General features: G+C 60.7%; 22 protein-coding genes and 2 pseudogenes. 8 read left to right on the top strand and 16 right to left on the bottom strand.

Going from position 1 to position 22,729, the window contains the following annotated elements; all coding sequences use genetic code 11:
- Nucleotides 1–5: 5 nt before the first annotated feature.
- Both AC1D19_RS18560 and ahr read left to right on the top strand, forming a co-directional pair.
- Entirely contained in the window at nucleotides 6–887 is an 882-nt protein-coding gene (locus AC1D19_RS18560) for an NmrA family NAD(P)-binding protein (protein WP_477764053.1), read from the top strand.
- A gap of 135 nt (nucleotides 888–1,022) precedes the next feature.
- Nucleotides 1,023–2,054 (top strand): NADPH-dependent aldehyde reductase Ahr, encoded by a 1,032-nt coding sequence (gene ahr, locus AC1D19_RS18555; RefSeq protein WP_477764052.1) that lies wholly within the window; start codon nucleotides 1,023–1,025, stop codon nucleotides 2,052–2,054.
- A 53-nt stretch (nucleotides 2,055–2,107) separates the two neighbouring features.
- On the opposite strand, the gene AC1D19_RS18550 is transcribed toward ahr, so the two are convergent.
- From AC1D19_RS18550 to AC1D19_RS18530, 5 genes are all read right to left on the bottom strand, one after another.
- The gene (locus tag AC1D19_RS18550) at nucleotides 2,108–3,655 is read right to left on the bottom strand and encodes an ArnT family glycosyltransferase (protein WP_477764051.1); all 1,548 of its coding nucleotides are present in this window, start codon (nucleotides 3,653–3,655) and stop codon (nucleotides 2,108–2,110) included.
- 3 nt (nucleotides 3,656–3,658) lie between these two features.
- Nucleotides 3,659–3,937 carry a lipid-A-disaccharide synthase N-terminal domain-containing protein gene (locus AC1D19_RS18545; RefSeq protein WP_223456783.1) on the bottom strand — a complete coding sequence of 93 codons (279 nt, stop codon included), beginning with the start codon at nucleotides 3,935–3,937 and terminating at the stop codon, nucleotides 3,659–3,661.
- Nucleotides 3,934–4,674 carry a glycosyltransferase family 2 protein gene (locus tag AC1D19_RS18540; RefSeq protein WP_477764050.1) on the bottom strand — a complete coding sequence of 247 codons (741 nt, stop codon included), beginning with the start codon at nucleotides 4,672–4,674 and terminating at the stop codon, nucleotides 3,934–3,936. Before AC1D19_RS18540 ends, AC1D19_RS18545 begins: the two co-directional genes overlap by 4 nt.
- A gap of 47 nt (nucleotides 4,675–4,721) precedes the next feature.
- Complete coding sequence (locus AC1D19_RS18535) at nucleotides 4,722–5,699, bottom strand: NAD-dependent epimerase (protein WP_477764049.1); 978 nt, start codon at nucleotides 5,697–5,699, stop codon at nucleotides 4,722–4,724.
- Between the two features lie 200 nt (nucleotides 5,700–5,899).
- Nucleotides 5,900–6,520, bottom strand: coding sequence for a cell wall hydrolase (locus AC1D19_RS18530; protein ID WP_477764048.1), 621 nt, complete (start codon nucleotides 6,518–6,520; stop codon nucleotides 5,900–5,902).
- 141 nt (nucleotides 6,521–6,661) lie between these two features.
- Here AC1D19_RS18530 and AC1D19_RS18525 point away from each other — a divergent pair, with 141 nt between their 5' ends.
- Complete coding sequence (locus tag AC1D19_RS18525; RefSeq protein WP_477764047.1) at nucleotides 6,662–7,513, top strand: CAP domain-containing protein; 852 nt, start codon at nucleotides 6,662–6,664, stop codon at nucleotides 7,511–7,513.
- Nucleotides 7,514–7,796: 283 nt separating this feature from the next.
- On the opposite strand, the gene AC1D19_RS18520 is transcribed toward AC1D19_RS18525, so the two are convergent.
- The 3 genes and pseudogenes from AC1D19_RS18520 to AC1D19_RS18510 form a co-directional block, all read right to left on the bottom strand.
- The gene (locus AC1D19_RS18520; protein WP_477764046.1) at nucleotides 7,797–7,952 is read right to left on the bottom strand and encodes a DUF2474 domain-containing protein; all 156 of its coding nucleotides are present in this window, start codon (nucleotides 7,950–7,952) and stop codon (nucleotides 7,797–7,799) included.
- Nucleotides 7,945–8,300: pseudogene (locus tag AC1D19_RS18515) on the bottom strand (cytochrome d ubiquinol oxidase subunit II); the annotation flags it as partial. The gene AC1D19_RS18520 and the pseudogene AC1D19_RS18515, both read right to left, overlap by 8 nt.
- A gap of 31 nt (nucleotides 8,301–8,331) precedes the next feature.
- A pseudogene (locus tag AC1D19_RS18510) lies at nucleotides 8,332–8,498 on the bottom strand (hypothetical protein); the annotation flags it as partial.
- Between the two features lie 449 nt (nucleotides 8,499–8,947).
- On the opposite strand from AC1D19_RS18510, the gene moaA reads away from it, so the two are divergent.
- From moaA to AC1D19_RS18485, 5 genes are all read left to right on the top strand, one after another.
- On the top strand, nucleotides 8,948–9,946 hold the full coding sequence (gene moaA, locus AC1D19_RS18505; protein ID WP_477764045.1) for a GTP 3',8-cyclase MoaA: 999 nt from the start codon (nucleotides 8,948–8,950) through the stop codon (nucleotides 9,944–9,946).
- 5 nt (nucleotides 9,947–9,951) lie between these two features.
- Complete coding sequence (locus tag AC1D19_RS18500) at nucleotides 9,952–10,851, top strand: bestrophin family protein (RefSeq protein ID WP_477755215.1); 900 nt, start codon at nucleotides 9,952–9,954, stop codon at nucleotides 10,849–10,851.
- A gap of 76 nt (nucleotides 10,852–10,927) precedes the next feature.
- On the top strand, nucleotides 10,928–12,883 hold the full coding sequence (locus AC1D19_RS18495; RefSeq protein ID WP_477764044.1) for an acetoacetate--CoA ligase: 1,956 nt from the start codon (nucleotides 10,928–10,930) through the stop codon (nucleotides 12,881–12,883).
- 208 nt (nucleotides 12,884–13,091) lie between these two features.
- Nucleotides 13,092–15,629, top strand: coding sequence for a PAS domain-containing hybrid sensor histidine kinase/response regulator (locus AC1D19_RS18490; RefSeq protein ID WP_477764043.1), 2,538 nt, complete (start codon nucleotides 13,092–13,094; stop codon nucleotides 15,627–15,629).
- Nucleotides 15,630–15,696: 67 nt separating this feature from the next.
- A complete protein-coding gene (locus tag AC1D19_RS18485; protein WP_008066899.1) occupies nucleotides 15,697–15,972 on the top strand; it encodes a peptidylprolyl isomerase in 276 nt (91 codons plus the stop codon).
- A gap of 113 nt (nucleotides 15,973–16,085) precedes the next feature.
- Here AC1D19_RS18485 and AC1D19_RS18480 read toward each other — a convergent pair whose 3' ends face one another.
- The 8 genes from AC1D19_RS18480 to AC1D19_RS18445 all read right to left on the bottom strand — a co-directional run bounded on the left by AC1D19_RS18480 (nucleotide 16,086) and on the right by AC1D19_RS18445 (nucleotide 22,700).
- Nucleotides 16,086–17,018 carry a sugar kinase gene (locus tag AC1D19_RS18480; protein ID WP_477764042.1) on the bottom strand — a complete coding sequence of 311 codons (933 nt, stop codon included), beginning with the start codon at nucleotides 17,016–17,018 and terminating at the stop codon, nucleotides 16,086–16,088.
- A gap of 83 nt (nucleotides 17,019–17,101) precedes the next feature.
- Nucleotides 17,102–18,319 (bottom strand): amino acid deaminase, encoded by a 1,218-nt coding sequence (locus tag AC1D19_RS18475; RefSeq protein ID WP_477764041.1) that lies wholly within the window; start codon nucleotides 18,317–18,319, stop codon nucleotides 17,102–17,104.
- Nucleotides 18,320–18,358: 39 nt separating this feature from the next.
- Nucleotides 18,359–19,123, bottom strand: coding sequence for an IclR family transcriptional regulator (locus AC1D19_RS18470; RefSeq protein WP_108217296.1), 765 nt, complete (start codon nucleotides 19,121–19,123; stop codon nucleotides 18,359–18,361).
- 134 nt (nucleotides 19,124–19,257) lie between these two features.
- Nucleotides 19,258–19,647, bottom strand: a complete 390-nt coding sequence (locus AC1D19_RS18465) for a RidA family protein (RefSeq protein ID WP_477755210.1) — start codon at nucleotides 19,645–19,647, stop codon at nucleotides 19,258–19,260.
- A gap of 28 nt (nucleotides 19,648–19,675) precedes the next feature.
- On the bottom strand, nucleotides 19,676–20,470 hold the full coding sequence (locus AC1D19_RS18460; protein WP_116260650.1) for an amino acid ABC transporter ATP-binding protein: 795 nt from the start codon (nucleotides 20,468–20,470) through the stop codon (nucleotides 19,676–19,678).
- Nucleotides 20,467–21,129 (bottom strand): amino acid ABC transporter permease, encoded by a 663-nt coding sequence (locus tag AC1D19_RS18455; RefSeq protein WP_477764040.1) that lies wholly within the window; start codon nucleotides 21,127–21,129, stop codon nucleotides 20,467–20,469. The genes AC1D19_RS18460 and AC1D19_RS18455 overlap by 4 nt, the downstream gene beginning before the upstream one ends.
- Nucleotides 21,130–21,137: 8 nt before the next feature.
- A complete protein-coding gene (locus tag AC1D19_RS18450) occupies nucleotides 21,138–21,800 on the bottom strand; it encodes an amino acid ABC transporter permease (RefSeq protein WP_108217292.1) in 663 nt (220 codons plus the stop codon).
- A gap of 51 nt (nucleotides 21,801–21,851) precedes the next feature.
- On the bottom strand, nucleotides 21,852–22,700 hold the full coding sequence (locus AC1D19_RS18445; protein ID WP_477764039.1) for a transporter substrate-binding domain-containing protein: 849 nt from the start codon (nucleotides 22,698–22,700) through the stop codon (nucleotides 21,852–21,854).
- Nucleotides 22,701–22,729 lie beyond the last annotated feature (29 nt).

Here is a 22,729-nt window from a genome sequence, read left to right as displayed (position 1 = left end):
CCATCATGCAGCCACACAAATACCTCATCACCGGAGCAACCGGTAAAACCGGCGTCTACACCGTCCGTCATCTGCTCAATGAAGGTCATACAGTGCGGGCCTTCGTGCATCAACTGGACGAACGCAGCGCCGCCTTGCAGAACGAGGGCGCCGAAATCTTTGTCGGCGACCTGCTGGAACATGACGATATCTTGCGCGCCATGGATGGCGTGACCGGCGCGTACCTGTGCTACCCGGTTCGCCCCGGCTACATTCAGGCAACCGCCTATTTTGCCGATGCCGCACGGCGCGCAGGCGTCGAGGTGGTGGTGGAAATGTCGCAGATTTCCGCGCGGGAAGACTCTCTGAGCCATGCCGCCCGCGACCACTGGATTGCCGAGCGCGTACTCGACTGGTCGGGCGTGCCAGTGGTGCACATTCGCCCGACGTTCTTTTCCGAATGGCTGATTTTTCCGTGGGTGCTGGATCAGATCGTCAAGGAAAACAAGATAACGCTGCCGTACGGTAGCGGGCGGCATGCGCCGATTGCGGCAGAGGATCAGGCTCGCCTGATCGCGAAGCTCCTGACCCAGCCGTCCGGTCATATCGGCAAGACCTACCCGCTGTGCGGCCCCATAGAACTGAGCCATCAGCAAATCGCCGAGGAAATCAGCGCCATCGTTGGCCGCACCATCATCTACAGTCCGTCGACGCTGGAGGAGTATCGTCAGCACCTGCAGACCTACGATCTGCCGGAATTTGTCATCCAGCACTTCCTGGCAGTCGCTGTCGATTACCAGAACGGGATCTTTTCAGGAGTGGATGGCGTGATTGGACAAGTCACCGGTCAAGCACCACAAACGGTGGCTGACTTCGTACAGGCCAATCGCCAATTGTTCGAACAGTGACCGTGGGTGTATGCGTCGGGTGTTCAAGTATCAACGCTCGCGCCCGATGCAACGTCGGCAACCCGCTACACTTTCCTCGCTCCGCCGCGGCACCAAAGCGGCCAAGACCCCTGACTTCTGATCTGGAGGTATCCCATGAGCGACAGCAGCGAACTCACCACCTTTACCGGCTGGGCCGCCACGGCAGCGGGCGCGCCACTGGAACCCTTTAGCTACGATCCCGGCCCGCTGGGAAGCGATGAGGTGGAAGTCGCCGTGGAATATTGCGGCGTCTGCCACTCCGACCAGTCGCTGATCGACAACGACTGGGGCATCAGCAGCTACCCGTTTATTCCCGGTCACGAGGTGGTCGGCCGTATCGTGCGGCTGGGCGACCAGGTTCGCGGCCTGGAAATGGGCCAACGAGTGGGCATCGGTTGGTACAAGGGCAGCTGCATGCATTGCACGTCGTGCATCGAAGGCTCCCATAACCTGTGCCGCACCGTGCAACCGACCATCATCGGCAGCAACGGTGGCTTTGCCGACCGCATTCGCTCGCACTGGGCCTGGGCCTTGCCGATCCCGGCCGGGCTCGACCCGGCGATGGCCGGGCCGTTGTTCTGTGCCGGTTCGACCGTGTTCAACCCGCTGGTGGAATTCGGTATCAAGCCCACTGATCGGGTCGGTGTGGTGGGCATCGGCGGCCTCGGTCACCTGGCGCTGCGCTTCCTCAACGCCTGGGGCTGCGAAGTCACCGCCTTCACCTCATCGCTGAGCAAACAGGACGAAGCCAGGCGCCTGGGCGCGCACAAGGTGGTCGCCTCGACCGACACGGATGCGCTCAATGCCATTGCCGGCACCCTGGATTTTCTCCTGGTCACCGCCAACGCCAACCTCGACTGGACGGCCATGCTCGCCACCCTGCGCGGCAAGGGCCGCCTGCACTTTGTCGGTATCGTGCCCGACGCCATACCGGTGCACGTGTTCAACCTGATTCCCCAGCAAAAAGTCTTGTCCGCCTCACCGGTCGGCTCACCGGCCAACACCGCGATGATGCTGGAGTTCTGCGCCCGTCATCAGATCCTGCCGCAGGTCGAGATGTTCCCCATGAGCCGGATCAACGAAGCCATCGATCATTTGCGCAGCGGCAAGGCGCGCTACCGCGTGGTGCTGGATGCCCGTCAGTGACAGGCGACGAACGAAGAAAAGGGCCGCTTATTCAAGCGGCCCTTTTTTTACCCTCAGGGATTAGCCACCTGCGCCGGCGCGGGCATGTGCGGGTCATTCCAGGTGAACCGATAGGCTTTGCTGGCCTCTTGCGGGAGGCATTTGCCGTTGTCGGCATCCGCCCCCACGATCGACCAGTTCGCCCGGGAGTTTTCGCCCAGTTCACGGGCCGCTTCGGGTTTGAAGCACTGGTTCAGTACGTCATCCGGTACCAGAGCGTAGGCCTTGGGGTGTTCACGCAGATACTGCGCAGCCTTCTCGATGGAGGAGTAATCCATGCCGAAATGCACGATCGGCTGACGGGCGAACAACCAGTGCCCCTCCTCCCAGTTGACCAGCACCAGATCGGCGCCCTGGGTCATGGATGCCGCCTGGGTCATGAGCACCTGATCAATGTTGGCGCCTTCCTTGAGCGGTTCGATGAAACCACGGGCGAACCACAGTACGAACCAGGTCGCGACCAGTGCCGGGAACACCCGACGCAAACGCGGGTGCCGTTTGAACCAGCGCTTGAGCAGCCACGGGATCAACGGTGCGGCGACCAGCACCAGCCCAGGCAGCGCCGGGTAGATGTACAGCTTGCGCTTGCCAGTGCTGATGCAGAAAAACAGCACCACCAGCACCACCCAACCGAGCAATACCAGGACCCGGCCGTCACGTTTTTGCAACTGCCGGCGCCAGGCGGGGACCAGCCATGGCAGCACTAGCACCAGCGGTAGCCAGTACTGCGGAATCACGTTGGTGAAGAAGTACCAGAACGGTTCGCGGTGATGCCACGCGGCGGCATAACGGCCCGCGGTCTGGTGCAGGAGGATCTCCCGCGCATAGGCAATTTCGTCAGCGCTGCCATTGACGATGATGGACAAGGCCAACGGCAACAGCCAGATCGCAATCGCTGCCAGCATCACCACCAACCCCAGCAACCACTTGCGCGCCTCGCCGGGCATGGCCACCACACCGGGCCAGTCTTTGCGCACCGCATAGGCGTACGGAATCAGCAACAGCGCCGGCAGGAAACCCACGCCTTTGGTGATCACGCCGATGCCCATGGCCGCGCAGCCCGCGTAAAACCAGCGCCACGCCGGGCCGAGCAGCAGGTGTCGCGCCAGACCATAGAGGCCCAGGGAGGTAAACAGAATCAAAAGGCTGTCGATCTGGCCGGTGCGCAGGATGCTGTAGGTCTGGTATGTCGCCAGGTACAACAGCGCGGCGTTGCGACCGGTACGCTGGGTCCACAAGCGACGACCCAGGTCATAGACCATCGCCGTGACCGTCACGGCCGAAAACAGCCCCGGGATATAAAGGGCGATGTTCGGCTTGCCGGTCAGCCAGGTGAAGAACGCCACCGTCCACATGAAAATCGGCGGCTTGTCGCCGTAGATCTCGGCCGCCCGGTGCGGGATCAGCCACGAGCCGTTTTGCAGCATCTCCAGTGCGACGCCGAGGAAACGCTCTTCGTCCACATTCTGTGCCTGGCGCAGCCCCATTCCGGCGCCGATCAGCAACAGGGCAAGCAGCATCAGGCCCAGGCATTCGACCCTGGGCGACAGTGATCTACGCATGGTTTATTCCTTCACGCTTCTGCTTTTGGCAATCAATTGCAGGTTGCGGAAATAGACGATGGAGCCAAACGCCTGACCGGCGATGAACACCGGGTCCTGGCGGTAGATGGCGTAGGCGAGCAACAAGGTACTGCCAACGATGCTCAGGTACCAGAAGTTGGTCGGGATCACGCTGCGTTTCTTGTACTCGCTGTACAGCCACTGCAGGACAAACCGCCCGGTAAAGGCAACCTGCCCCGCAAAGCCGACGATCAGCCACAGGGTTTCACGAGACAACATCATCCTTCGATCTCCTGGGCAATGGTGTTCAGCCGCGTGCGTTTGATCAGCCACCAGACTCCGAACAAATCGAGAATGCCGACCAGCGCGCGGTCGATGTTGCCGTATTTCGACACCCCGGCCGTGCGCGGCCGGTGGTTGACCGGGTGGACGATCATGCGCCCGTTATGGCGCTGGATCAGTGCCGGAATATAGCGATGCATGTGGTCGAAGTACGGCAGGCGCAAGAACGCCGCGCGCTCGATCAGCTTCAGGCCGCAACCGGTGTCCGGGGTGGCGTCCTTGAGCAGGCGGCGGCGCAGGTTGTTGGCGAAACGCGAGGCGTAACGTTTGCTCGCGGTGTCACGGCGATTGACCCGGTGCCCGGCGACCAGTTGCACGTCAACCTGGCCCGGTTCGCCGCGCACCAGCGCCAGCATGCCGGGGATGTCCGCCGGGTCGTTCTGGCCGTCGCCATCGAGGGTCGCCAGCCACTGCCCGCGGGCCTCCCGTGCGGCGTGGTACAACGAAGTGCTCTGCCCCAGCGAACGTTCGTGATGCAGGATGCGCAGGGTGTTCAGTCCGTTCTGGCGGATCTGCCGCAATTCCTGCAGGGTCGCATCGGTGCTGCCATCGTCGACGACGATGATTTCGTACGATTCAGCGGCCAATGCGACGCGGATTTCTTCAAGCAGCGGCTTGAGGTTGTTCGCTTCGTTTTTGGCGGGAATCAGTACGGATACAAAAATGTCTTGGTTCATGGGGTCTCTCTCGCCCTTTTGATTTTTCGAGATCAGAGGCGAACGCTTCAAATCTGATAGAACTGCCGATACCACTTCACAAACTCGCCGACGCCGGTTTCGAGCGTCACCTGCGGGCTGAAGCCCACCCACTCGGCCAGTGCCGAGACATCGGCCCAGGTCTTGACCACATCACCGGCCTGCATCGGCATGTAGTTGCGCCGGGCCTGCAGGCCCAGGGCGGACTCCAGGCAGTCGACGAAATCCAGTAACGCCACCGGCATGCCACGCCCGATGTTGAAGAGCCGGTTTACCCCGGTGGCGGAGCCTTCCGGCACCGGAGGCTTTGGGCGTAGTCGGGCGATACCTTCGACAATGTCGTCGACGTAGGTAAAGTCGCGCGACATCTGCCCCTGGTTGTAAATGTCGATGGGCAGGTCTTTGAGGATGGCGTCGGTAAACTTGAACAGCGCCATGTCCGGGCGGCCCCACGGACCGTAGACGGTAAAAAAGCGCAGGCCACTGGCTTTCAAGCCATACAAATGGCAATAACTTTCGGCCAGCAGTTCATTGGAGCGCTTGGTGGCGGCGTACAACGACACGGGATGTTCGACAGGATCCTCGACACTGAACGGCATTTTGCTGTTGGTGCCGTACACCGAACTGCTCGAAGCGTAGATCAGATGCTCGGGGCGATGGTGCCGACAGGCTTCCAGCACATTGAGGAAACCCACCAGGTTCGATTGCGCATAGATATCCGGGTTGTCCAGCGAGTAGCGCACCCCGGCTTGAGCAGCCAGATGCACCACTTCGGTAAAACGGTGTTCTTGAAACAGGCTCATCAGGGCCGGTTTATCGACGATGTCCATTTTCCGGAAACGAAAACCCGGCAAAGTCTCCAGCACTTTGAGGCGTGCGTGCTTGAGCTCCACGTCGTAGTAGTCGTTGAGGTTGTCGATACCAACAACCTCCTGACCCTCGCGGCACAAACGCTGGACCGTATGAAAACCGATGAACCCGGCCGCACCGGTGACCAGAACGGTCATTGGACGCATGCCTGCGACTGCGCCGCGATCGGCGCGAGATTACTGATCCAGACCCTCGTCAGCTTCATATGTAGCTCCTGCTTATGGCGTCATTCGCGCACGGTTTCGTTGTGAAGCTTATAAAACAGAAACATTTCAGTTTCGATAACGCCGTGCGCAACCTCAGCAAAAAAAACCATATCTGGCCGAAACAGCCGCTATTATCTGGCCGAATTGTCATGTGGCTTGTAAAACCGGAACAAACCGATATCCACGGTCTTGATGTATTGCGTGGCCCAATCCGGTTTGACGGTACGATCGTGGAAATACAGTGCACCCTGCGTGCGGTCCGGCAGTTCCTTGTTCAGGGCCTTGCGCGCGATTTCCTTGGCCATCGCGTAAGGCACCTCTTCCTGGACCGAATCGGATTTGCCGTCACACCACCAGGAAAACTGGCAACTCTTGGTTTCTGAACCCTGTTTGACCACTTTGCACACCGTGTCCGGAAAGCCCTCGTGGCCCAGGCGATTCATGACCACGTTGGCCACTGCCTCCATGTCGGCGGTGTCCTTGCCCCTGGCTTCCCAGTAAATGGACCGGGCCAGGCACGTGATCGCATCGTCCAGCGGCGCGACGCCCGCCGGGTCGACGGCCTGGACTTCGGACGGGGTAATCGCTTCAGCCTTGGGCACCGGTGCGGGGTTGTTGTTCTCGGCGGCTTTCTGTTCCAGCACCTCGGCCTTGTTCTCGGCCGCTTGCTGCTTTTGCGCTTGATCCGCAGCGGACACCGGGCCGGCAAACAACATGAAGGCGAGGCAAGTGGCGATCCAGTCGAGGCGCATGGTCGGTGTCACTCGGTGAGTGGTTCGATTCAGTCTAGTAGTGAAATGATTTCGCCCACCCCACTACACTCTGGATAAATCCGTTGTCCTGGATGGACCAACTTCGCGCATCATGGGCGCAATCTGCTCAAGGGGATATTCATGGGTTTCATCTCATCCGCAATGCGTTTGACCGGTTTGTCTCTGGGCCTGGTATTCGCCGCCCACGCCGTGGCGGCGGACGAAGCGCAATTGGTCGAATCGATCAACGTCTACCGCAGCCAACTGCAACGCTGTGCCGGCCAGGTCTCAGCGGAGCTTCCGCCGTTGTCGTCCGACCCGCGCCTGGTGCTGTCCGGCCCGAGCATCGGCAATCTGCAGCAGGCCATGGCCACTGCGGGTTATCCGATGAAGAACGTGCAGGCCATCAGCCTGTCCGGGCCGCGCGATGCGGCGTCGGCGATGAAGGCGATTCAGGAGAGCTTTTGCCAGATCGTACTCGACCCGCAATTCGTCGATGTCGGCGTCAGCCGCCAGGACAATCAGTGGCGCATCGTCTTGGCGCGGCCACTGCTGAGTTCACGCCTGGGCGACTGGCAGACCGAGGGCCAGAAGCTGCTCATCGAACTCAACGCCGCACGGGCCAAGCCGCGTCAATGCGGCACCCAGTCTTTCAATGCGACCGCGCCGCTGGCCTGGAACGCCACGCTGGCCACCGCCGCCGAAGGCAACTCGCGCTCCATGGCCAACAATAACTACTTCGATCACAAGGACCGTGACGGCCGCACCCCGGGCGACCGCGCGGAACTGGCCGGCTATGACTTCCAGCAGATCGGCGAAAACATCGCCGCCGGGCAGGACAGCGTACGCAAGGTGGTCGAAGGCTGGCTGGTCAGCCCTGGTCATTGCGCCAACCTGATGAACCCGCAGTTCCGTGAATTGGGCGCAGCGTATGCGACCGACCCGAAGAGCGATGCGGGGATTTACTGGACGGCGGTGTTTGGGGCTCAGTAAAGACAAGACTCTGTGCCCTTTAAGAAAGTTTTTGCGGTGAGACTGAAGTCCTTGGCGCACAGAGTGTGTCGCGGGCGGACTGTGCAGCCGATGGTGTACATATCCGTTTCTTTGGTAACGGCCACTAACGGTTCCGCCCTTACGGCGGGTCACTTGGAAAAGCCCCAAGTAACCCGCCGTAAGGGCGGAACCGTTAGTGGCCATTACCGCAAAAATGGATATTCATCCAATCCAATCCATACATACGCCTCAAAGTGAACTGGAACCCTTTAATGGCTTGCCATCAGTGGCTACTCATCCCGGCCGCGTGCATCAACATCCGCAACGCCCCCGCCACCACACCCAAGGCAACCACGCTGCCCAGCCAGATCACCACCAGCCATCCCAGGCGCTTGTACCAGCGCGCGGGTGCGGTTTGATTCGTTTCAATGCTAGCCATCGCCAATCCTCACTTTGCCGCGGAACACGTAGTAGCTCCAGACCGTGTACATCAGATGATCGGCAGAATGAACAGCGCGCCAATCAGGATGAACAACTGGCTGGTCGGCGGTGATGCCGCCGCCCACAGGCTGATCGACGGCGGCACGATGTTCGGCCAGAGGCTGAACGCCAGGCCGATGTAGCCCAGGAACACCAGCATCAGGGTGAAGGCGAACGGCCAATGGGTGTGGCGTTGGCGCAGGGTCTTGAGCAAGCCGAACATCGCCAGGTGCGCATGGGCAAACTAGCGCGTGGCGAGTTCCGGATGAAGGATTGGCGTCCACACGCAGATCACACTCGCCGCCGCTGACCTGTGCTTCGCGCTCCCATTGCAGCAGGAACTTGACCATGCCGTTTTCCGGCGACTCGCCCCAGGCGCAACCGGGGTAGTCGAACCCGCTGTTCTGGTTGGTCTTGAGCATGACGCGAATGCTCTTCAGCGCGTTTTCACTGCCCAACCAGCGGCGGCACCTTTGTAGGGTTTGTATCGGTCGACTTGAGACATGGTACTTCTCCGTGACAATGCACACAGGCTTCGACCTGACTCAGGTCATTGTTCGATTTGCGGAGAAAGCATATGAATGGCGTTTAAATATTGTCTAATCGCTATTTATGACCAGGTTATCGAAACCATCTATCACGGTATTTTTACTTTGTTTTTCAATACCTTGAAATCAACAAAAGCAACTTTTAAAGCCAAATTAAATTCATCATAGAGCCGGTCGATCAACCGGTTATTAATAGTGATTGGACGCCCCTTGAAGTTGCTCTTAGCCTGCGTTCAACAAATCCGTTATTAACGGAGTTCGTAACTGTAGGAGCGAGCTTGCTCGCGATTGCCCCAAGGGCACCGCGTTTAACCAGAAAGCGCGCGTAATCGTTAACGACCATCGTCGGATCGCCGCCCGGAGCAAGCTCGCTCCTACAGATTTTTCGGTGCCAGGAGAGGAAGTCATGTCAGAACGAGTCCTGATCGATGGGTTTGCAAGGCGCGTGGACTATCTGCGGATGTCGGTCACCGACCGCTGCGATTTCCGTTGCGTGTATTGCATGGCCGAGGACATGCAGTTTCTGCCGCGCCAACGGGTGCTGACCCTGGAAGAGATTTATCAGCTGGCACAAAGCTTCGTCGCACTGGGCACCCGCAAGATCCGCCTGACCGGGGGCGAGCCGCTGATCCGTCCGGGCGTGGTGCAACTGTGCGAGAGGATCGCCGCCCTGCCCGGCCTGCGTGAACTGTGCATGACCACCAATGGTTCGCAGTTGGCCAGACTGGCCAAGCCGTTGTTCGAAGCCGGGGTCAAGCGCCTCAACATCAGCCTCGATTGCCTGGACCCGCAACGTTTTCGCGAACTGACCCGCACCGGTGATCTGGCGCAGGTGATCAAGGGCATCGACGCGGCCAACCAGGCGGGATTTCGCAATACCAAGCTCAATTGCGTGGTGATGAAGGGCCGCAACGACCATGAGATCAATGATCTGGTGAGCTTCGCCATCGACCGCAACCTCGACATTTCCTTTATCGAGGAAATGCCGCTGGGCACCATCCACGAGCACAGCCGCGCCGAAGCGTTTTTCTCCAGTGCCCAGGTCCGTGAACGCATCGGCGAACGCTACACTTTGATTGATTCCGCCGAGTCGACCCAGGGTCCGTCGCGCTACTGGCGCCTGGCCGAGGCGCCGCAGATTCGCCTGGGGTTCATCTCCCCCCACAGCCACAACTTTTGTGGCACCTGCAACCGGGTGCGACTGACCGTGGAAGGACGTCTGCTGCTGTGCCTGGGCAATGACCACGCCGTGGATCTCAAGGCGGTCTTGCGCAGCCACCCCGGACAGCCCGAGCGCCTGGAAAAAGCCATTATCGAGGCGATGAAACTCAAGCCTTATCGACACAACTTCGAAGTAAACGACGATGTTCAGGTCATTCGCTTCATGAACATGACGGGCGGCTGAAACCCATGATCGTGAGACCCAAACCCAACCTGATCGGCGTGCTGACGTCCCTCAAGGGTTCGATTGCCAAACGCATCGCCTGGCGCAGCCTGATGGTGACGCTGCTCGCCTCGGCCATCGTGCTCATCGAAACCTTGCACCCCAGCTACTTTTCCAAGGTCAGCGCCACGCCCTTCACGCTGCTGGGTTTGTCGTTGTCGATCTTCATGAGCTTTCGCAACAACGCCTGCTACGACCGCTGGTATGAAGCGCGCAAGGCGTGGGGCGATGTGATCGTGGAAGTCCGCTCGATGATTCGTGAAACCCTGGCTATCAAAGACACGGATGAGCGACACACGGTCCTCAGCAACCTGTGTGGCTTTGCCCATGCCCTCAACGCGCGGCTGCGCCAGGAAAACGAACTGGCCGCCAGTGGCGACTGGCTGCAGCCGATGCCCAAGGGCAACACCACGGACGTCAGCGGGCAGATACTGATGCAGGTCGGTCAGCAGTGCTCGGCACTCAACGAGTCAGGGGCGATCAACGACTGGCGCTACACGCTCATGGCCAACCACCTGACCAGCCTGACCCATGCCCAGGCCGTCTGTGAACGAATCAAGAACACCCCGCTGCCGTTCCCCTACACCCTGTTGCTGCACCGCACCATTTACCTGTTCTGCATCCTCTTGCCGTTTGCCATGGCCGAACCCCTGGGTTGGCTGACACCGATTTTCACCGCGATTGTCAGCTACACCTTTTTCGGCCTGGATGCGATTGCCGATGAACTGGAAGACCCCTTCGGCCGCGACGAAAACGACCTGCCCACCGACGCCATCGTGCGCAACATCGAGCGTGATGTACTGGCGGCCCTGGGTGTGACAGAGTTGCCGCCACAGCTGGAGCCGGTGGATTTTGTGTTGAACTGATTTCCAGCAAAAAAGCAAAACCTGTGGGAGCGGGCTTGCCCGCGAATGGATCTAAAGGCATAAGAAGAGGCAAACCATGTCCGACATCCTCTGGCAACCTGACGCCAAACGCATTGGCAAGACCCGCATGGAGGCCTTCCGGCGTTTCATCAATCAGCGGCATCACCTCAAGATCGACGACTACCCTGCCCTGCACCAATGGTCCATCGAGCAACGCCCGGACTTCTGGCAGGCCATCGTCGACTTCTTCGACATCCGCTTCCACGAGCAACCTGACGCGGTGCTGCTCGAAGGCCCGCAGATGCCCAGCGCCCAGTGGTTCCCCGGCGCAACGCTGAACTTTGCCGAACACCTGCTACAGCGTCGCGATGATGCGATCGCCGTGGTAGCCGTTGGCGAAAACGGTCTGCGTGAACATTTGACCTGGGCCGAACTCGCGGAACATGTCGCCGGCTTTCAAAACGGGCTGATAGCAGCCGGCGTCAGGGTTGGCGACCGGGTCGCCGCGTGCATGCCCAACACCTGGCAAACCCTGGTGGCCATGCTCGCCACCACCAGCCTTGGCGCCATCTGGTCCTGCTCTTCGCCGGACTTCGGCACCCAAGGGGTGGTTGACCGTTTCGGCCAGATCGAACCGAAAGTGCTGGTGACCTGCGCCGGTTATCGCTACGCCGGCAAGGACATCGACCAAACCGCCAAGGTCAACGAGATTCTCCAGCGTCTGCCTTCGCTGCAACAGTTGATCATCGTGCCTTACGCCCGGCCACACGCGCACATAGAAGAATTCCGCACCCAGGCCAATGTGACGTTGTGGGACGATTTCTACACGCCCGGCGGCGAGCCGGATTTCGTCCCCGTGCCCTTCGCCCATCCGCTGTATATCCTCTACTCCAGCGGCACCACCGGCGTACCCAAATGCATCATCCACAGCACCGGCGGCGTGTTGCTGCAACACGTCAAGGAACACGGCCTGCATGGTGATCTCGGCCCCGGTGAACGGCTGTTCTACTACACCACCTGCGGCTGGATGATGTGGAACTGGCTGGTGTCGGCGCTGGCGACAGGCAGCTCCGTGGTGCTGTACGACGGCTCGCCGTTCCACCCCGAGCCGCAGCGCCTGATCGACCTGATCGACGACGAGGGCATCAGTGTCTTTGGCACCAGCCCCAAATACCTCGCGACCCTGGAAAGCAGCGGTATCAAGCCCCGTGAAAGCCATGACCTGAGCAGCCTCAAGATGCTGCTATGCACCGGCTCGGCGCTGTCACCGCAGAGTTACGACTTCGTCTATCGCGACTTCAAGGCTGACGTGTGCCTGGCCTCGATGTCCGGTGGCACCGACATCGTCTCGTGCTTCGTCAACGGCAACCCGATGTCGCAGGTCAGGCGTGGCGAGATCATGGGCAAGAGCCTGGGCATGGCCGTCGAAGTGTGGAACGACGAAGGCCACCCGGTGAGCGGCGAAAAAGGTGAGCTGGTCTGCACCCGGCATTTCCCGGCGATGCCCATTGGCCTGTGGAACGATCCCGATGGCGAGAAACTGCGCCAATCCTATTTCAGCCTGTTCCCCGGCGTCTGGGCCCAAGGTGATTACGCCGAACAACTGCCCCATGGCGGGATGATGATCCACGGTCGCTCCGATGCCGTGCTCAACCCCGGCGGCGTGCGCATCGGCACGGCGGAAATCTATCGTCAGGTGGAGAAAGTCCCCCAGGTACTCGACAGCGTGGCCATCGGTCAGCAGTGGCAGGATGACGTGCGGGTGGTGCTGTTCGTACGCTTGCACGACGGGCTCGAACTGGACGAGGCGCTGCAACAGCAGATCCGCCAGACGATTCGCGCCAACACCACGCCACGCCATGTGCCGGCGAAGATTGTCGCGGTTACCGACATTCCCCGGACCATCAGCGGCAAAGTCGTTGAGTTGGCAGTACGCAATGTGGTGCACGGGCAGAAGGTGAAGAACACTGATGCGCTGGCCAATCCCGAGGCGCTGGAACAATTTCGTGACCGGCCCGAACTCAAATCCTGAAGCGCCACAATCCCCTGTGGGAGCGGGCTTGCCCGCGATTGCGGTGGTTCAGACAACATCTGCGTCGGATGTGAAACCGCTTTCGCGGGCAAGCCCGCTCCCACAGGGTTCTGTGTCGCTTGACCGCTCACCCTGACGGGTCCTCCACAATCGACCACCTGTGCAAGAATAGAGGCCAGCCAAAGCGACTCATGTGCAGGACTCCCAGATGAACGCAACACCAACCGCCAGCGATGCCCAGGCCTTGATCGCCCGAATCGACTGGGCAAGCAGCCCGCTGGGCGCTGCCAGCACTTGGCCACAAAGCCTGCGAACCGCCGTGGACATCGTCATTCACTCACCGATGCCGATGCTGCTGCTATGGGGCCCGCAGCTGACGCAGATCTATAACGACGGCTTCGCCCTGCTCGCCGGAAGCAAACATCCACACGCTTTCGGCCAACCGACACACCTGATCTGGCCAGAGTTGCAAGACTTTACCGACCCGATATACAGCGCCGTCCTGCAAGGTCAGGTGCGAACCTACAGCGAGCAGCGCTTTACCCTGCAACGCGGGGACCGGGAATCCGACTTCTGGCTCGACCTGACCTACAGCCCGATCCGTGACGAAAGTGCCAAGGTGGCCGGGATCCTGGTCACCGCCATCGAAACCAACGAACGCCGGCGCATCGCCCTCGAACTCGAACAGCGCTCGGCGGCCAGCCTCAAGGCCCAGCGTGAAACCGAGGAGCGCCTGCAACTGGCCCTCGCCGCCACCGATGCGGTCGGCACCTGGGACTGGGACATCAGCGAGGACCGTTTCATCGCCGATGCGCATTTTGCCCAACTGCACGGGATCGACCCGGCCATGGCCAGCCAGTTGCCGATCAGCGAGTACCTGCACGGCGTACACCCGCAAGACCGCGCCCTGATCGCCCGCAGCATCAAGCATTGCATCACCCACGGCACTGAGTACGCCGAGGAGTATCGCCTGCTCCAAACCGACGGCCAGATGCGTTGGGTGTTTGCCCGCGGTCGCTGCTACAAGGATCACCACGGCCGGCCGATGCGCTTCCTCGGCGCCGCCCTGGACCTGACCGAACGTAAACACACCGAACAGGCCCTGCGCCAGAGCCAGACCGAGCTGCAACTGATCATCAACGCCATGCCGGTCCTGATCAGTTACGTTGACCGCGAAGAACGCTTTCGCCTGAACAATGCGGCGTACCTCGACTGGTACGGGCTGACGCCGCAAGAACTTTACGGGCGAACCATTCTTGAAGTGATCGGCGAAGAAGCCTATGCACTGCGCGCCCCGTACATCACTGAGGCGCTGTCCGGCAGGCCCTGCTGTTTCAGCATCAGCACGCCACACCGCGACGGCAGCATCCGCCAGGCCTTGATGAATTACCTGCCACGCCACGGCGCAGACGGCGCGGTAAACGGTTTCTACATCTTCGTGATCGATGAAACCGAAAGCAAAAAGACCGAAGAAGCCCTGCGCAACCTGAACGAAACCCTTGAGGAACGGGTTGCCGCCCGCACCCGCCAACTGGCCGAGGCCAACGAGCGCCTGCAGAACGAGATGTTCGAACGTGAGCGTGCCGAAGACGCCTTGCGCCATGCCCAGAAAATGGATGCGGTCGGCCAGCTTACCGGCGGCATCGCCCATGACTTCAACAACATGCTCACTGGCATCATCGGCAGCCTCGACCTGATGCAGCGCTACATCGCCGACGGCCGTGCCAGCGAGATCGGCCGATTCACCGAGGCGGCAGTGTCCTCGGCCAACCGTGCCGCCGCCCTCACCCATCGCTTGCTGGCGTTCTCCCGGCGACAGTCGCTCAACCGCAAGCCGCTGAACCCCAACGAGTTGGTTCACTCGCTCGAAGACTTGTTCAGTCGAACCAAGGGCGACCACATCGAACTCAAACTGCAACTGGCCGAAAACATCTGGCGGATCAGCACGGATGTCAGTCAGTTGGAAAACGCCTTGCTCAACCTGGTGATCAACGCCCGGGACGCCATGCCGGATGGCGGCGTGCTGCAGATCGAAACCGCCAATGTGTACCTCGACGGCAGCGACATCACGACCCTGGAACCACTCAAGCCCGGCGACTACGTGATGATTACCGTCAGCGACAACGGCACCGGCATGACGCCCTTGGTGCTGGCCAAGGCATTCGACCCGTTCTTCACCACCAAGCCCATTGGCCAGGGCACTGGCTTGGGCTTGTCGATGATTTACGGTTTCGCCCAACAATCGGGGGGCCACGTCAGTCTGTTCAGCCTGCCTGAACGGGGCACCAGCGTGCGCTTGTACCTGCCGCGTCTGCATTCGGCCGAGTCGGAAAAAGTCCTGTCGCCCGTCGGCGGCGAGGCACCGGCGGCGATTGCCGGCGAAACCGTGATGCTGGTAGAGGACGATGCGGCGGTGCGCATGCTGGTACTGGACCTGCTCAAGGAGCTCGGCTACCGCGCCCATGAAGCCGAAGATGCCAAGAGTGCCCTGCCGGTGCTGGAGTCAGACCTGCGGCTGGACCTGTTGGTGACCGACGTCGGGTTGCCAGGCATGAACGGCCGGCAACTGGCAGAAATCGCCCGCCAGCACCGCCCCGAACTGAAAGTACTGTTCATGACCGGTTACGCGGAAATCGCCGCCGAACGCCAGGGTTTCCTCGAAGAAGGCATGGACATGGTGGCCAAACCGTTTTCCATCGACCTGCTGGCCAACAAGATTCGCACGATGATCGGTCAACCAAACTGAGTTGAGGCATAATCGCGCGCCCCCGCTGCCACCCACATAGCCACCACCGTTGCAAGGTAACCGCCACATGAAAGCTCAAGCCCGCCATATTCTGGTGAAAACCTCGGAAGAAGCCGAGCAGCTCAAACAACGCATCGCCAAGGGTGAAGCGTTCGATGTCCTGGCCAAGAAGTACTCGACCTGCCCCTCGGGCAAGCGCGGCGGTGACCTCGGTGAAGTACGCCCGGGGCAGATGGTCGGCGTGATCGATGCGGTAATCTTCAAAAAACCGCTGCGGGTGGTGCATGGGCCGATCAAGAGCAAGTTCGGCTATCACCTGGTGCAGGTGTTTTTCCGGGATTGATGGTTTGGCTTGAGGGCCGTATCGCTGGCAAGCCAGCTCCTACAGGTACGCGTAATTTTTGTAGGAGCGGGCTTGCCCGCGAACCGATGGCGCAGCCAGCGGCCACTCAACGCTTACTTCGGGATCAGCGCCCCTGGTACCTGAATCACCCGGCTCGCCAACCGATGCCCGGCCTCGGCAGCTTGCGAAGGGCTGCCGCCCTTGAGCCGCGAAGCCAGATACGCGGCACTGAATGAATCCCCCGCCGCCGTGGTGTCCACCACCCGCGCTACCTTCTGCGCCGGCACCTCGAATGACTCGCCATCACAACGAATCAGGCACGCTTCGGCGCCGCGCTTGAGCACCACCTCCGGCGTACCCATCTGCTCATACGCAGCGAACACCGCCTCACAATCGGAGTAACCGAACAACGCCTCTTCGTCATCCACTGTCAGCAACGCCAGGTCGACATGCGGCAGCACACGGCGATACGCCGCCCGGGCGTCCTCGACCGACGCCCACAGCCGTGGCCGGTAGTTGTTGTCGAACACAATTCGCGCATCGCACTGGTGGGCTTCGATCAGGGTGTTCAGCAACTTTTCCCGGCCTTGCACGCCGAGTACCGCCAGGGTGATGCCGCTGAAGTACAGCACGTCGTAATCCGGCAGCGCCGCAAGGATCGGCACGGCGGCCGGGGTGGTGAAGCAATCGCGTACCGCCGCTTCGTTGCGCCAGTACAGAAAGCGTCGCTCACCGGCGGCGTCAGTCTGTATGCAATACAAACCCGGCAGACGTCCCGGCAGGCGCTGAACCATGCCGAGCCCGATATTTTCCTCCGCCCAACTCTGGCACATCGCGTCGCTGAAACTGTCATCGCCCAAGGCGGTGACGTAATCCACGGTGCCGTTCTCTCCCAGTTCCCGGGACAGGTACACCGCCGTGTTCAAGGTGTCGCCACCGAAGCTCTGTTGCAGGCTGCCGTCGGCGCGATGCTGCAACTCGATCATGCATTCGCCTATCAGGGCGATGCGTGGAGTGTTGGGGCCCAGGGTGTTGATGGTGTTCATACGCGGATTTCTCTTTTGTCTGGTAGGGCCTCTTCGCGGGCAAGCCCGCTCCTACAGCGAAGGCCGCGCCTCGGTCCTGCACCTTAGAAACAGGTTTCCATGGTCTCGATGACGTTCAGTTGCTCGTCCACCAGACAGCCGACACGCCACTTGTCGAACGTCAGGCACGGGTGCGATGTGCCGAACGAAATGATGTCGCCCACCCGCAGACCAACCCCTGGCGCCACGGTCATGAACGCATGCTGGTCCATCACCGCGGTCACCTTGCACGCACTCACGTCATCGCCTTTGGCCGGCACCACACCCGCCTTGTACCGCAACAACGGCACCGGCAAGCCGGCGTCGTAGGCCACGTCGCGCTTGCCCAGGGCAATCACCGCAAACCCCGGCTCCGGCAATGACTGCACGTGCGCCCACACTTCCAGCGCCGGACGCAGGCCTTCGTGCAGATCGCTGCGACGGTCGAGTACGCAGCACTGCGCCTCCTTGTAGATGCCATGGTCGTGAGCCACGTAACTGCCAGGACGCAGCACGCTGAGGAAACGTCCACCGGCGTTCTGCGCTTCGAAGGATTCGGCAATCAGGTCATACCAGGCCGAGCCCGACGCGGTGATGATCGGCTTGGCAATGGCGAAGGCGCCGCTGTCCTGCAACTGCACCGCCAGGCGCACCAGTGACGCGGCGAAATCGCGGATACCGGTCACGGCGTGATCACCATGGATCACGCCTTCGTAGCCTTCGATCCCGGTCAGGGCCAGGGCCGGTTGCGCGACGATGGCCTTGGCCAGATCGAGCACTTCCTGCTCGCTGCGGCAACCGCAACGACCTCCGACTACGCCGTATTCAATCATGACGTTCAGGCGCACGCCGCGGGAGGCGAAATAGGCGCCGAGGTCGGCGACGTTGTCCGGATGATCGACCATGCAATAGAAATCGAACGTCGGGTCGGCCAGCAGGTCGGCGATCAGCGCCATGTTCGGCATGCCGACCAACTGGTTGGCCATCAACACCCGGCGCACGCCATGGGCGTAGGCGGCACGGGTTTGCGTGGCGCTGGCCAGGGTGATGCCCCAGGCACCGGCGTCCAGTTGGCGACGGAACAGCGCCGGGGTCATGCTGGTTTTGCCGTGGGGCGCCAGTTCCGCGCCGCTGTTGCTGACGAAGTCCTGCATCCAGCGAATGTTGTGTTCCAGCGCCTCGCGGTGCAGTACCAGCGCGGGCAGGCTGACGTCACGCACCAGGCTGGCACCGATCGGCGCAGCGCCTTTGTCCACGTTGGCAGTATGGGGGGCAGAAAACATGGTCGAACTCCTCGTTCACGGGGCCGCAGGCAGCCGCTGTTATTCGTTGATGCGACGGGCCAGGCTGTTGGCGCTGTCGATCAGCACCCGGCGGTAGTCGTTGTAATTTTTCTTGGCATCGGCCCGTGGGGCGACGATGCACAGGGTCGCGATGGCCACGCCGCCAGGGTCTTTGACTGGTGCGGCGAAGCAATGGGTAAAGGTGTCAGCGACGCTATCGAAAGAGAAAAATCCATCGATCCCGGCCTGACGGATTTCCTTGAGAAACTGTTCCAGCGGCAAGCGTTCGCCGTCGGGCAGGATGAAGTCGTCGTGGTCGATCAGGTCGACGATTGCCTGGTCGCTCAGGTGCGCCAGCAACAGCCGCCCGGAGGCGGTCCAGGGGATGGGCGCGTTTTCGCCGATGTCCGAGGAAATACGGAAATGCCGTTCCCCCTCCTTCATCAGCGCAACGGTGTATTTGCGCCCGTTGAGCAGACACATCTGCGCCGTTTCATGGGTCTGGCTGACGATTTCCTGCAGCGCGTGATCGGCTTCACGGGTCAGGTCGAAATGGCGCAAGTGGGCCTGGCCGAGAAAGTACAACTGACGACCGAGGTAGACATGACCGTCCTTGCCCACCGGCTCCAGGATCCGCCGTTCCAGCAGCGAGGCCACCAGTTCGTAGACCGTGGATTTGGGGCTGCCGATGCCGTTTGCAATGTCGTTCGGGCGCAGTGGCTGGCCGATCTCCTTGAGGAAATCGAGGATATCGAACGCCCGGTCCAGACCGCGTGCCCGGCGCTTGATGGTGTCTTCGGTCATTTCAGTGGTTCCCATTCAAAGTCGCCCGTAGGAGCTGCCGCAGGCTGCGATCTTTTGATCTTGCCTTGGCAGCACCCATCAAAAAACGCCAGAAGATCGCAGCCTTCGGCAGCTCCTACAAGAGCAACCGCCGATCAAGCCTTTTTCTTGTAAGCAATACAGTCGATCTCCACCTTGCAGTCGACCATCATGTTCGCCTGCACACAGGCCCGCGCCGGGGCGTGTTCGGGTTTGAAGTACTCGGAGAAGACCTTGTTGAAACTCGTGAAATCCCGCGGATCCTCCAGCCACACGCCAGCACGCACCACGTCTTCCAGGCCGAAACCTGCCTCTTCGAGAATCGCGATCAGGTTTTTCATGGTCTGGTGGGTCTGCTCGACGATGCCACCGACAATGATCTCGCCGTCCACCGCCGGCACCTGCCCGGAAACGTGCAGCCAGCCATCGGCTTCAACGGCGCGGGCGAAAGGGCGAGGCTGACCGCCAGCGGCGGTGCTGCCGGTGCCGTAACGAGTAATGCTCATGGGTGTTTCTCCTGCTTTGAAAATAAAGTTAAAAGCGAGTGCTTTTGAGAAATTCCGCCAGTCGTGGCGATTGCGGGCGCTCGAACAGGTCCTTGGGTGGCCCCTGCTCTTCGATACGCCCCTGATTCATGAATACGATCTTGTCCGAAACCTCGAACGCAAAGCGCATTTCGTGGGTCACCAGCAGCATGGTCATGCCGTCTTCGGCCAGGCCCTTGATCACGCTCAGCACTTCACCGACCAGTTCCGGGTCGAGGGCCGAGGTCACTTCGTCGAACAGCATCAGGCTTGGGTTCATCGCAATCGCCCGGGCAATCGCCACGCGCTGCTGCTGCCCGCCAGACAACTGACCGGGAAAGTGATCACGCCGTTCCAGCAGGCCAACACGCTCCAGCCATTTCTCGGCCAGGGCCACCGCCTCGTCCTTGTGCAGTTTCTTGACCTTGAGCAGACCCAGGGTGACGTTCTGCAATGCAGTCAGGTGCGGAAACAGGTTGAACTGCTGGAACGCCATGCCGGTCATGGCGCGATGGCGGGCAATGACTTTTTCCGGGTGGCGAATGCGTTTGCCGTTGACCTCGTCATAACCGATGGATTCACCGTCGAGCAGGATCTGCCCGCCCTGGAACTCTTCGAGCATGTTCACGCAGCGCAGCAGCGTGGTCTTGCCCGAGCCGCTGGAACCGATCAGCGTTACCACGTTGCCGCGCTGCATGGTCAGGTCGACGCCCTTGAGCACTTCAAGCTGGTCGTAACGCTTGTGCAGGCCGCGAATGTCCAGCAGGGGTTGGCCGTTTTGTGCATTGGTTTGAGTCTGAGTCATGGCAAAGCCACCCGCTTTTCAATGTGCCGGCCGAGTAACTCGATGCCGTAGTTGATGACGAAGAACAGGAATCCGGCGAACAGGTAAAACTCCAGAGTCATGAAAGTCCGGGCGATGATCTGCTGGGTGCTGAGCAGCAATTCCGCTACACCAATCACCGACAACAGGGTCGAGGCCTTGACGATCTCGGTCGACGAATTGACCCAGGTCGGCAGAATCTGCCGCAACGCCTGGGGCAACAGCACGTAGCCGAGGGCCTGGTAGAACGTCAGGCCAATGGCCTTGCTCGCTTCCATCTGCCCACGCGGCAAGGCCTGCAAGGCACCGCGCACGATCTCGGCGACATGGGAGCCGCAGAACAGCGTCAAACCCAGCGCACCGGCCTGGAACGCGCTGATCTGCCAGCCCAGCGCCGGCGCCATGTAAAAGCACGCCAGCACCAGCACGAACACGGGCGTGCCGCGAATCACATCGACATAAAAACGAAACGGTGCGCGCATCCAGAATTTGCCGTAGGTCAGCACCAGCCCGGCGACGACGCCAACCAGTGTGCCGAGCAAAATCGCCAGCACCGACACCTGGACGCTGGTCAGGAAGCCTTGCCACAGCACTTCCCGCGCCACCCACAACTCATGCAACCAACTGGGGGATTCGTACATGGGGCCTCCTATCGGCGAATCGCCAGACGCTGTTCGAGGTAACGCAGCATCATGGCAATGAGGTAACAGGCCGCCACATAAAGCGCCGTGGTCACCAGCCAGGTTTCAATCACCCGGTAGCTCTCGACATTGATCTTGCGCGCGTAATAGGTCAGCTCAGGTACGGCAATCGCGGCCGCCAGCGAAGTGTCCTTGAACAGCGAAATGAAGTTGTTCGACAGGGCCGGCAACACATTGCGCAGCATCACCGGCACGGTGACGTAGGCCTTGACCTGCCACTCGCCCAGGCCAATGGCCAACCCTGCTTCTCGCAGACCCTTGGGAATGCTCAGCAAGCCGCCGCGAAACACTTCAGTCAGGTACGCCCCGGCATACAGCGACAGGGTGATGATGAACGAGGGGATCTTGTCCAGCCGGATCCCCAGGCTCGGCAACGCAAAGTAGATCAACAGGATCAACACCAGGATCGGCGTGTTACGAATCACCGTGACATACACCGACGCCAGCACCCGCAATGCGCGATGCCTGGACAGCAAGGCAAACGCCATCATCAGGCCGATCACGCAGCCGATGGCGATCGACACCAGCGCCAGTTCAAGGCCCATACCGAGCCCCGCCAGCAAGGTGTCGAAATCGCGCCAGACGGCGGCAAAGTTCAACTGATAGTTCATGGTCAGAAGTACCTTGAGCGGGGCGACTCAAATCGCCCCACTCTCACGGAATCATTTGAATTCGACGGGGAAGCCAATCGCCGGCGTTGGCAGATCCACACCGAACCACTGCTTGAACGACGCCGCGTAAGTCGGGAACTCAACGCCGGTCATGGCTTCATGCAGGGTGGTGTTGACGAAGTTCAGCCAGTCCTGGTCGCCGCGCTTGACCGCGCACGCATAGGTCTGCGGGCTCCAGGCGTAGGCCGGGCTGCGGTAACGGCCGGGGTTCTGCACCATCAGGTATTTCACTGAAGACTGGTCGGTGGCCGCCGCGTCGGCGCGGCCGGAGTTCACGGCCTGGTACATCAGGTCCACACTGTCGTACTGATCGACCTTGGCCTTGGGCAGCGCCTGGTGCACCAGCTCTTCGGCATAGACGTTTTGCAGCACCGCCACGGTGAGACTGTCACCGGCGGCTTTCATGTCATCGATTTCCTTGTACTTGCTGTTCGCCGGCAGCAGCAGGCCGACACCTTCGCGGTAGTACGGCAGGGTGAACGCCACTTGCTGGGCACGGCTGGCCGTCACGGTGATGAACTGGCAGCTCATGTCGACCTTGTCGGTCAGCAGGTTGGGGATACGTGCGTCGGACGACTGCACCACGAACTCGACTTTGCCCGGATCGTTGAACAAGCCCTTGGCCACCATGCGCCCGATATCAATATCAAAGCCTTGCAACTTGCCATCCGCGCCCTGGAAGTGCCACGGCGCGTTGGTGCTGCCGGTGCCTACAATCAGTTTGCCGCGGGCCAGAACGCTATCGAGCTTGCTGTCTGCTGCCTGGGCCACGCCCATGGCAGCGGCAGAAGCTGCGAAAAGAAAAACACACGCTTTGAACAAGGAAGGTCGGCGATGCATGGCAAGCACTCCAGGGTGATGTTTATTCC

It is taken from the genome of Pseudomonas sp. P1_C12 (assembly GCF_056406435.1).
Note: the sequence above shows the minus strand (reverse complement) of the source record. Positions and strands in the feature narration are given on the sequence as shown.

Excerpts from the sequence above, each read along its gene's own strand:
- ahr (WP_477764052.1), top strand. The coding sequence starts at position 1,023 with ATGAGCGACAGCAGCGAACTCACCACCTTTACCGGCTGGGCCGCCACG.
- AC1D19_RS18530 (WP_477764048.1), bottom strand. The coding sequence starts at position 6,520 with ATGCGCCTCGACTGGATCGCCACTTGCCTCGCCTTCATGTTGTTTGCC.
- AC1D19_RS18535 (WP_477764049.1), bottom strand. The coding sequence starts at position 5,699 with ATGACCGTTCTGGTCACCGGTGCGGCCGGGTTCATCGGTTTTCATACG.
- AC1D19_RS18485 (WP_008066899.1), top strand. The coding sequence starts at position 15,697 with ATGAAAGCTCAAGCCCGCCATATTCTGGTGAAAACCTCGGAAGAAGCC.
- AC1D19_RS18495 (WP_477764044.1), top strand. The coding sequence starts at position 10,928 with ATGTCCGACATCCTCTGGCAACCTGACGCCAAACGCATTGGCAAGACC.
- AC1D19_RS18460 (WP_116260650.1), bottom strand. The coding sequence starts at position 20,470 with ATGACTCAGACTCAAACCAATGCACAAAACGGCCAACCCCTGCTGGAC.
- AC1D19_RS18560 (WP_477764053.1), top strand. The coding sequence starts at position 6 with ATGCAGCCACACAAATACCTCATCACCGGAGCAACCGGTAAAACCGGC.
- AC1D19_RS18540 (WP_477764050.1), bottom strand. The coding sequence starts at position 4,674 with ATGAACCAAGACATTTTTGTATCCGTACTGATTCCCGCCAAAAACGAA.
- AC1D19_RS18480 (WP_477764042.1), bottom strand. The coding sequence starts at position 17,018 with ATGAACACCATCAACACCCTGGGCCCCAACACTCCACGCATCGCCCTG.
- AC1D19_RS18520 (WP_477764046.1), bottom strand. The coding sequence starts at position 7,952 with ATGGCTAGCATTGAAACGAATCAAACCGCACCCGCGCGCTGGTACAAG.
- AC1D19_RS18490 (WP_477764043.1), top strand. The coding sequence starts at position 13,092 with ATGAACGCAACACCAACCGCCAGCGATGCCCAGGCCTTGATCGCCCGA.
- moaA (WP_477764045.1), top strand. The coding sequence starts at position 8,948 with ATGTCAGAACGAGTCCTGATCGATGGGTTTGCAAGGCGCGTGGACTAT.
- AC1D19_RS18545 (WP_223456783.1), bottom strand. The coding sequence starts at position 3,937 with ATGATGTTGTCTCGTGAAACCCTGTGGCTGATCGTCGGCTTTGCGGGG.
- AC1D19_RS18445 (WP_477764039.1), bottom strand. The coding sequence starts at position 22,700 with ATGCATCGCCGACCTTCCTTGTTCAAAGCGTGTGTTTTTCTTTTCGCA.
- AC1D19_RS18475 (WP_477764041.1), bottom strand. The coding sequence starts at position 18,319 with ATGTTTTCTGCCCCCCATACTGCCAACGTGGACAAAGGCGCTGCGCCG.
- AC1D19_RS18470 (WP_108217296.1), bottom strand. The coding sequence starts at position 19,123 with ATGACCGAAGACACCATCAAGCGCCGGGCACGCGGTCTGGACCGGGCG.
- AC1D19_RS18455 (WP_477764040.1), bottom strand. The coding sequence starts at position 21,129 with ATGTACGAATCCCCCAGTTGGTTGCATGAGTTGTGGGTGGCGCGGGAA.
- AC1D19_RS18465 (WP_477755210.1), bottom strand. The coding sequence starts at position 19,647 with ATGAGCATTACTCGTTACGGCACCGGCAGCACCGCCGCTGGCGGTCAG.
- AC1D19_RS18450 (WP_108217292.1), bottom strand. The coding sequence starts at position 21,800 with ATGAACTATCAGTTGAACTTTGCCGCCGTCTGGCGCGATTTCGACACC.
- AC1D19_RS18500 (WP_477755215.1), top strand. The coding sequence starts at position 9,952 with ATGATCGTGAGACCCAAACCCAACCTGATCGGCGTGCTGACGTCCCTC.
- AC1D19_RS18550 (WP_477764051.1), bottom strand. The coding sequence starts at position 3,655 with ATGCGTAGATCACTGTCGCCCAGGGTCGAATGCCTGGGCCTGATGCTG.
- AC1D19_RS18525 (WP_477764047.1), top strand. The coding sequence starts at position 6,662 with ATGGGTTTCATCTCATCCGCAATGCGTTTGACCGGTTTGTCTCTGGGC.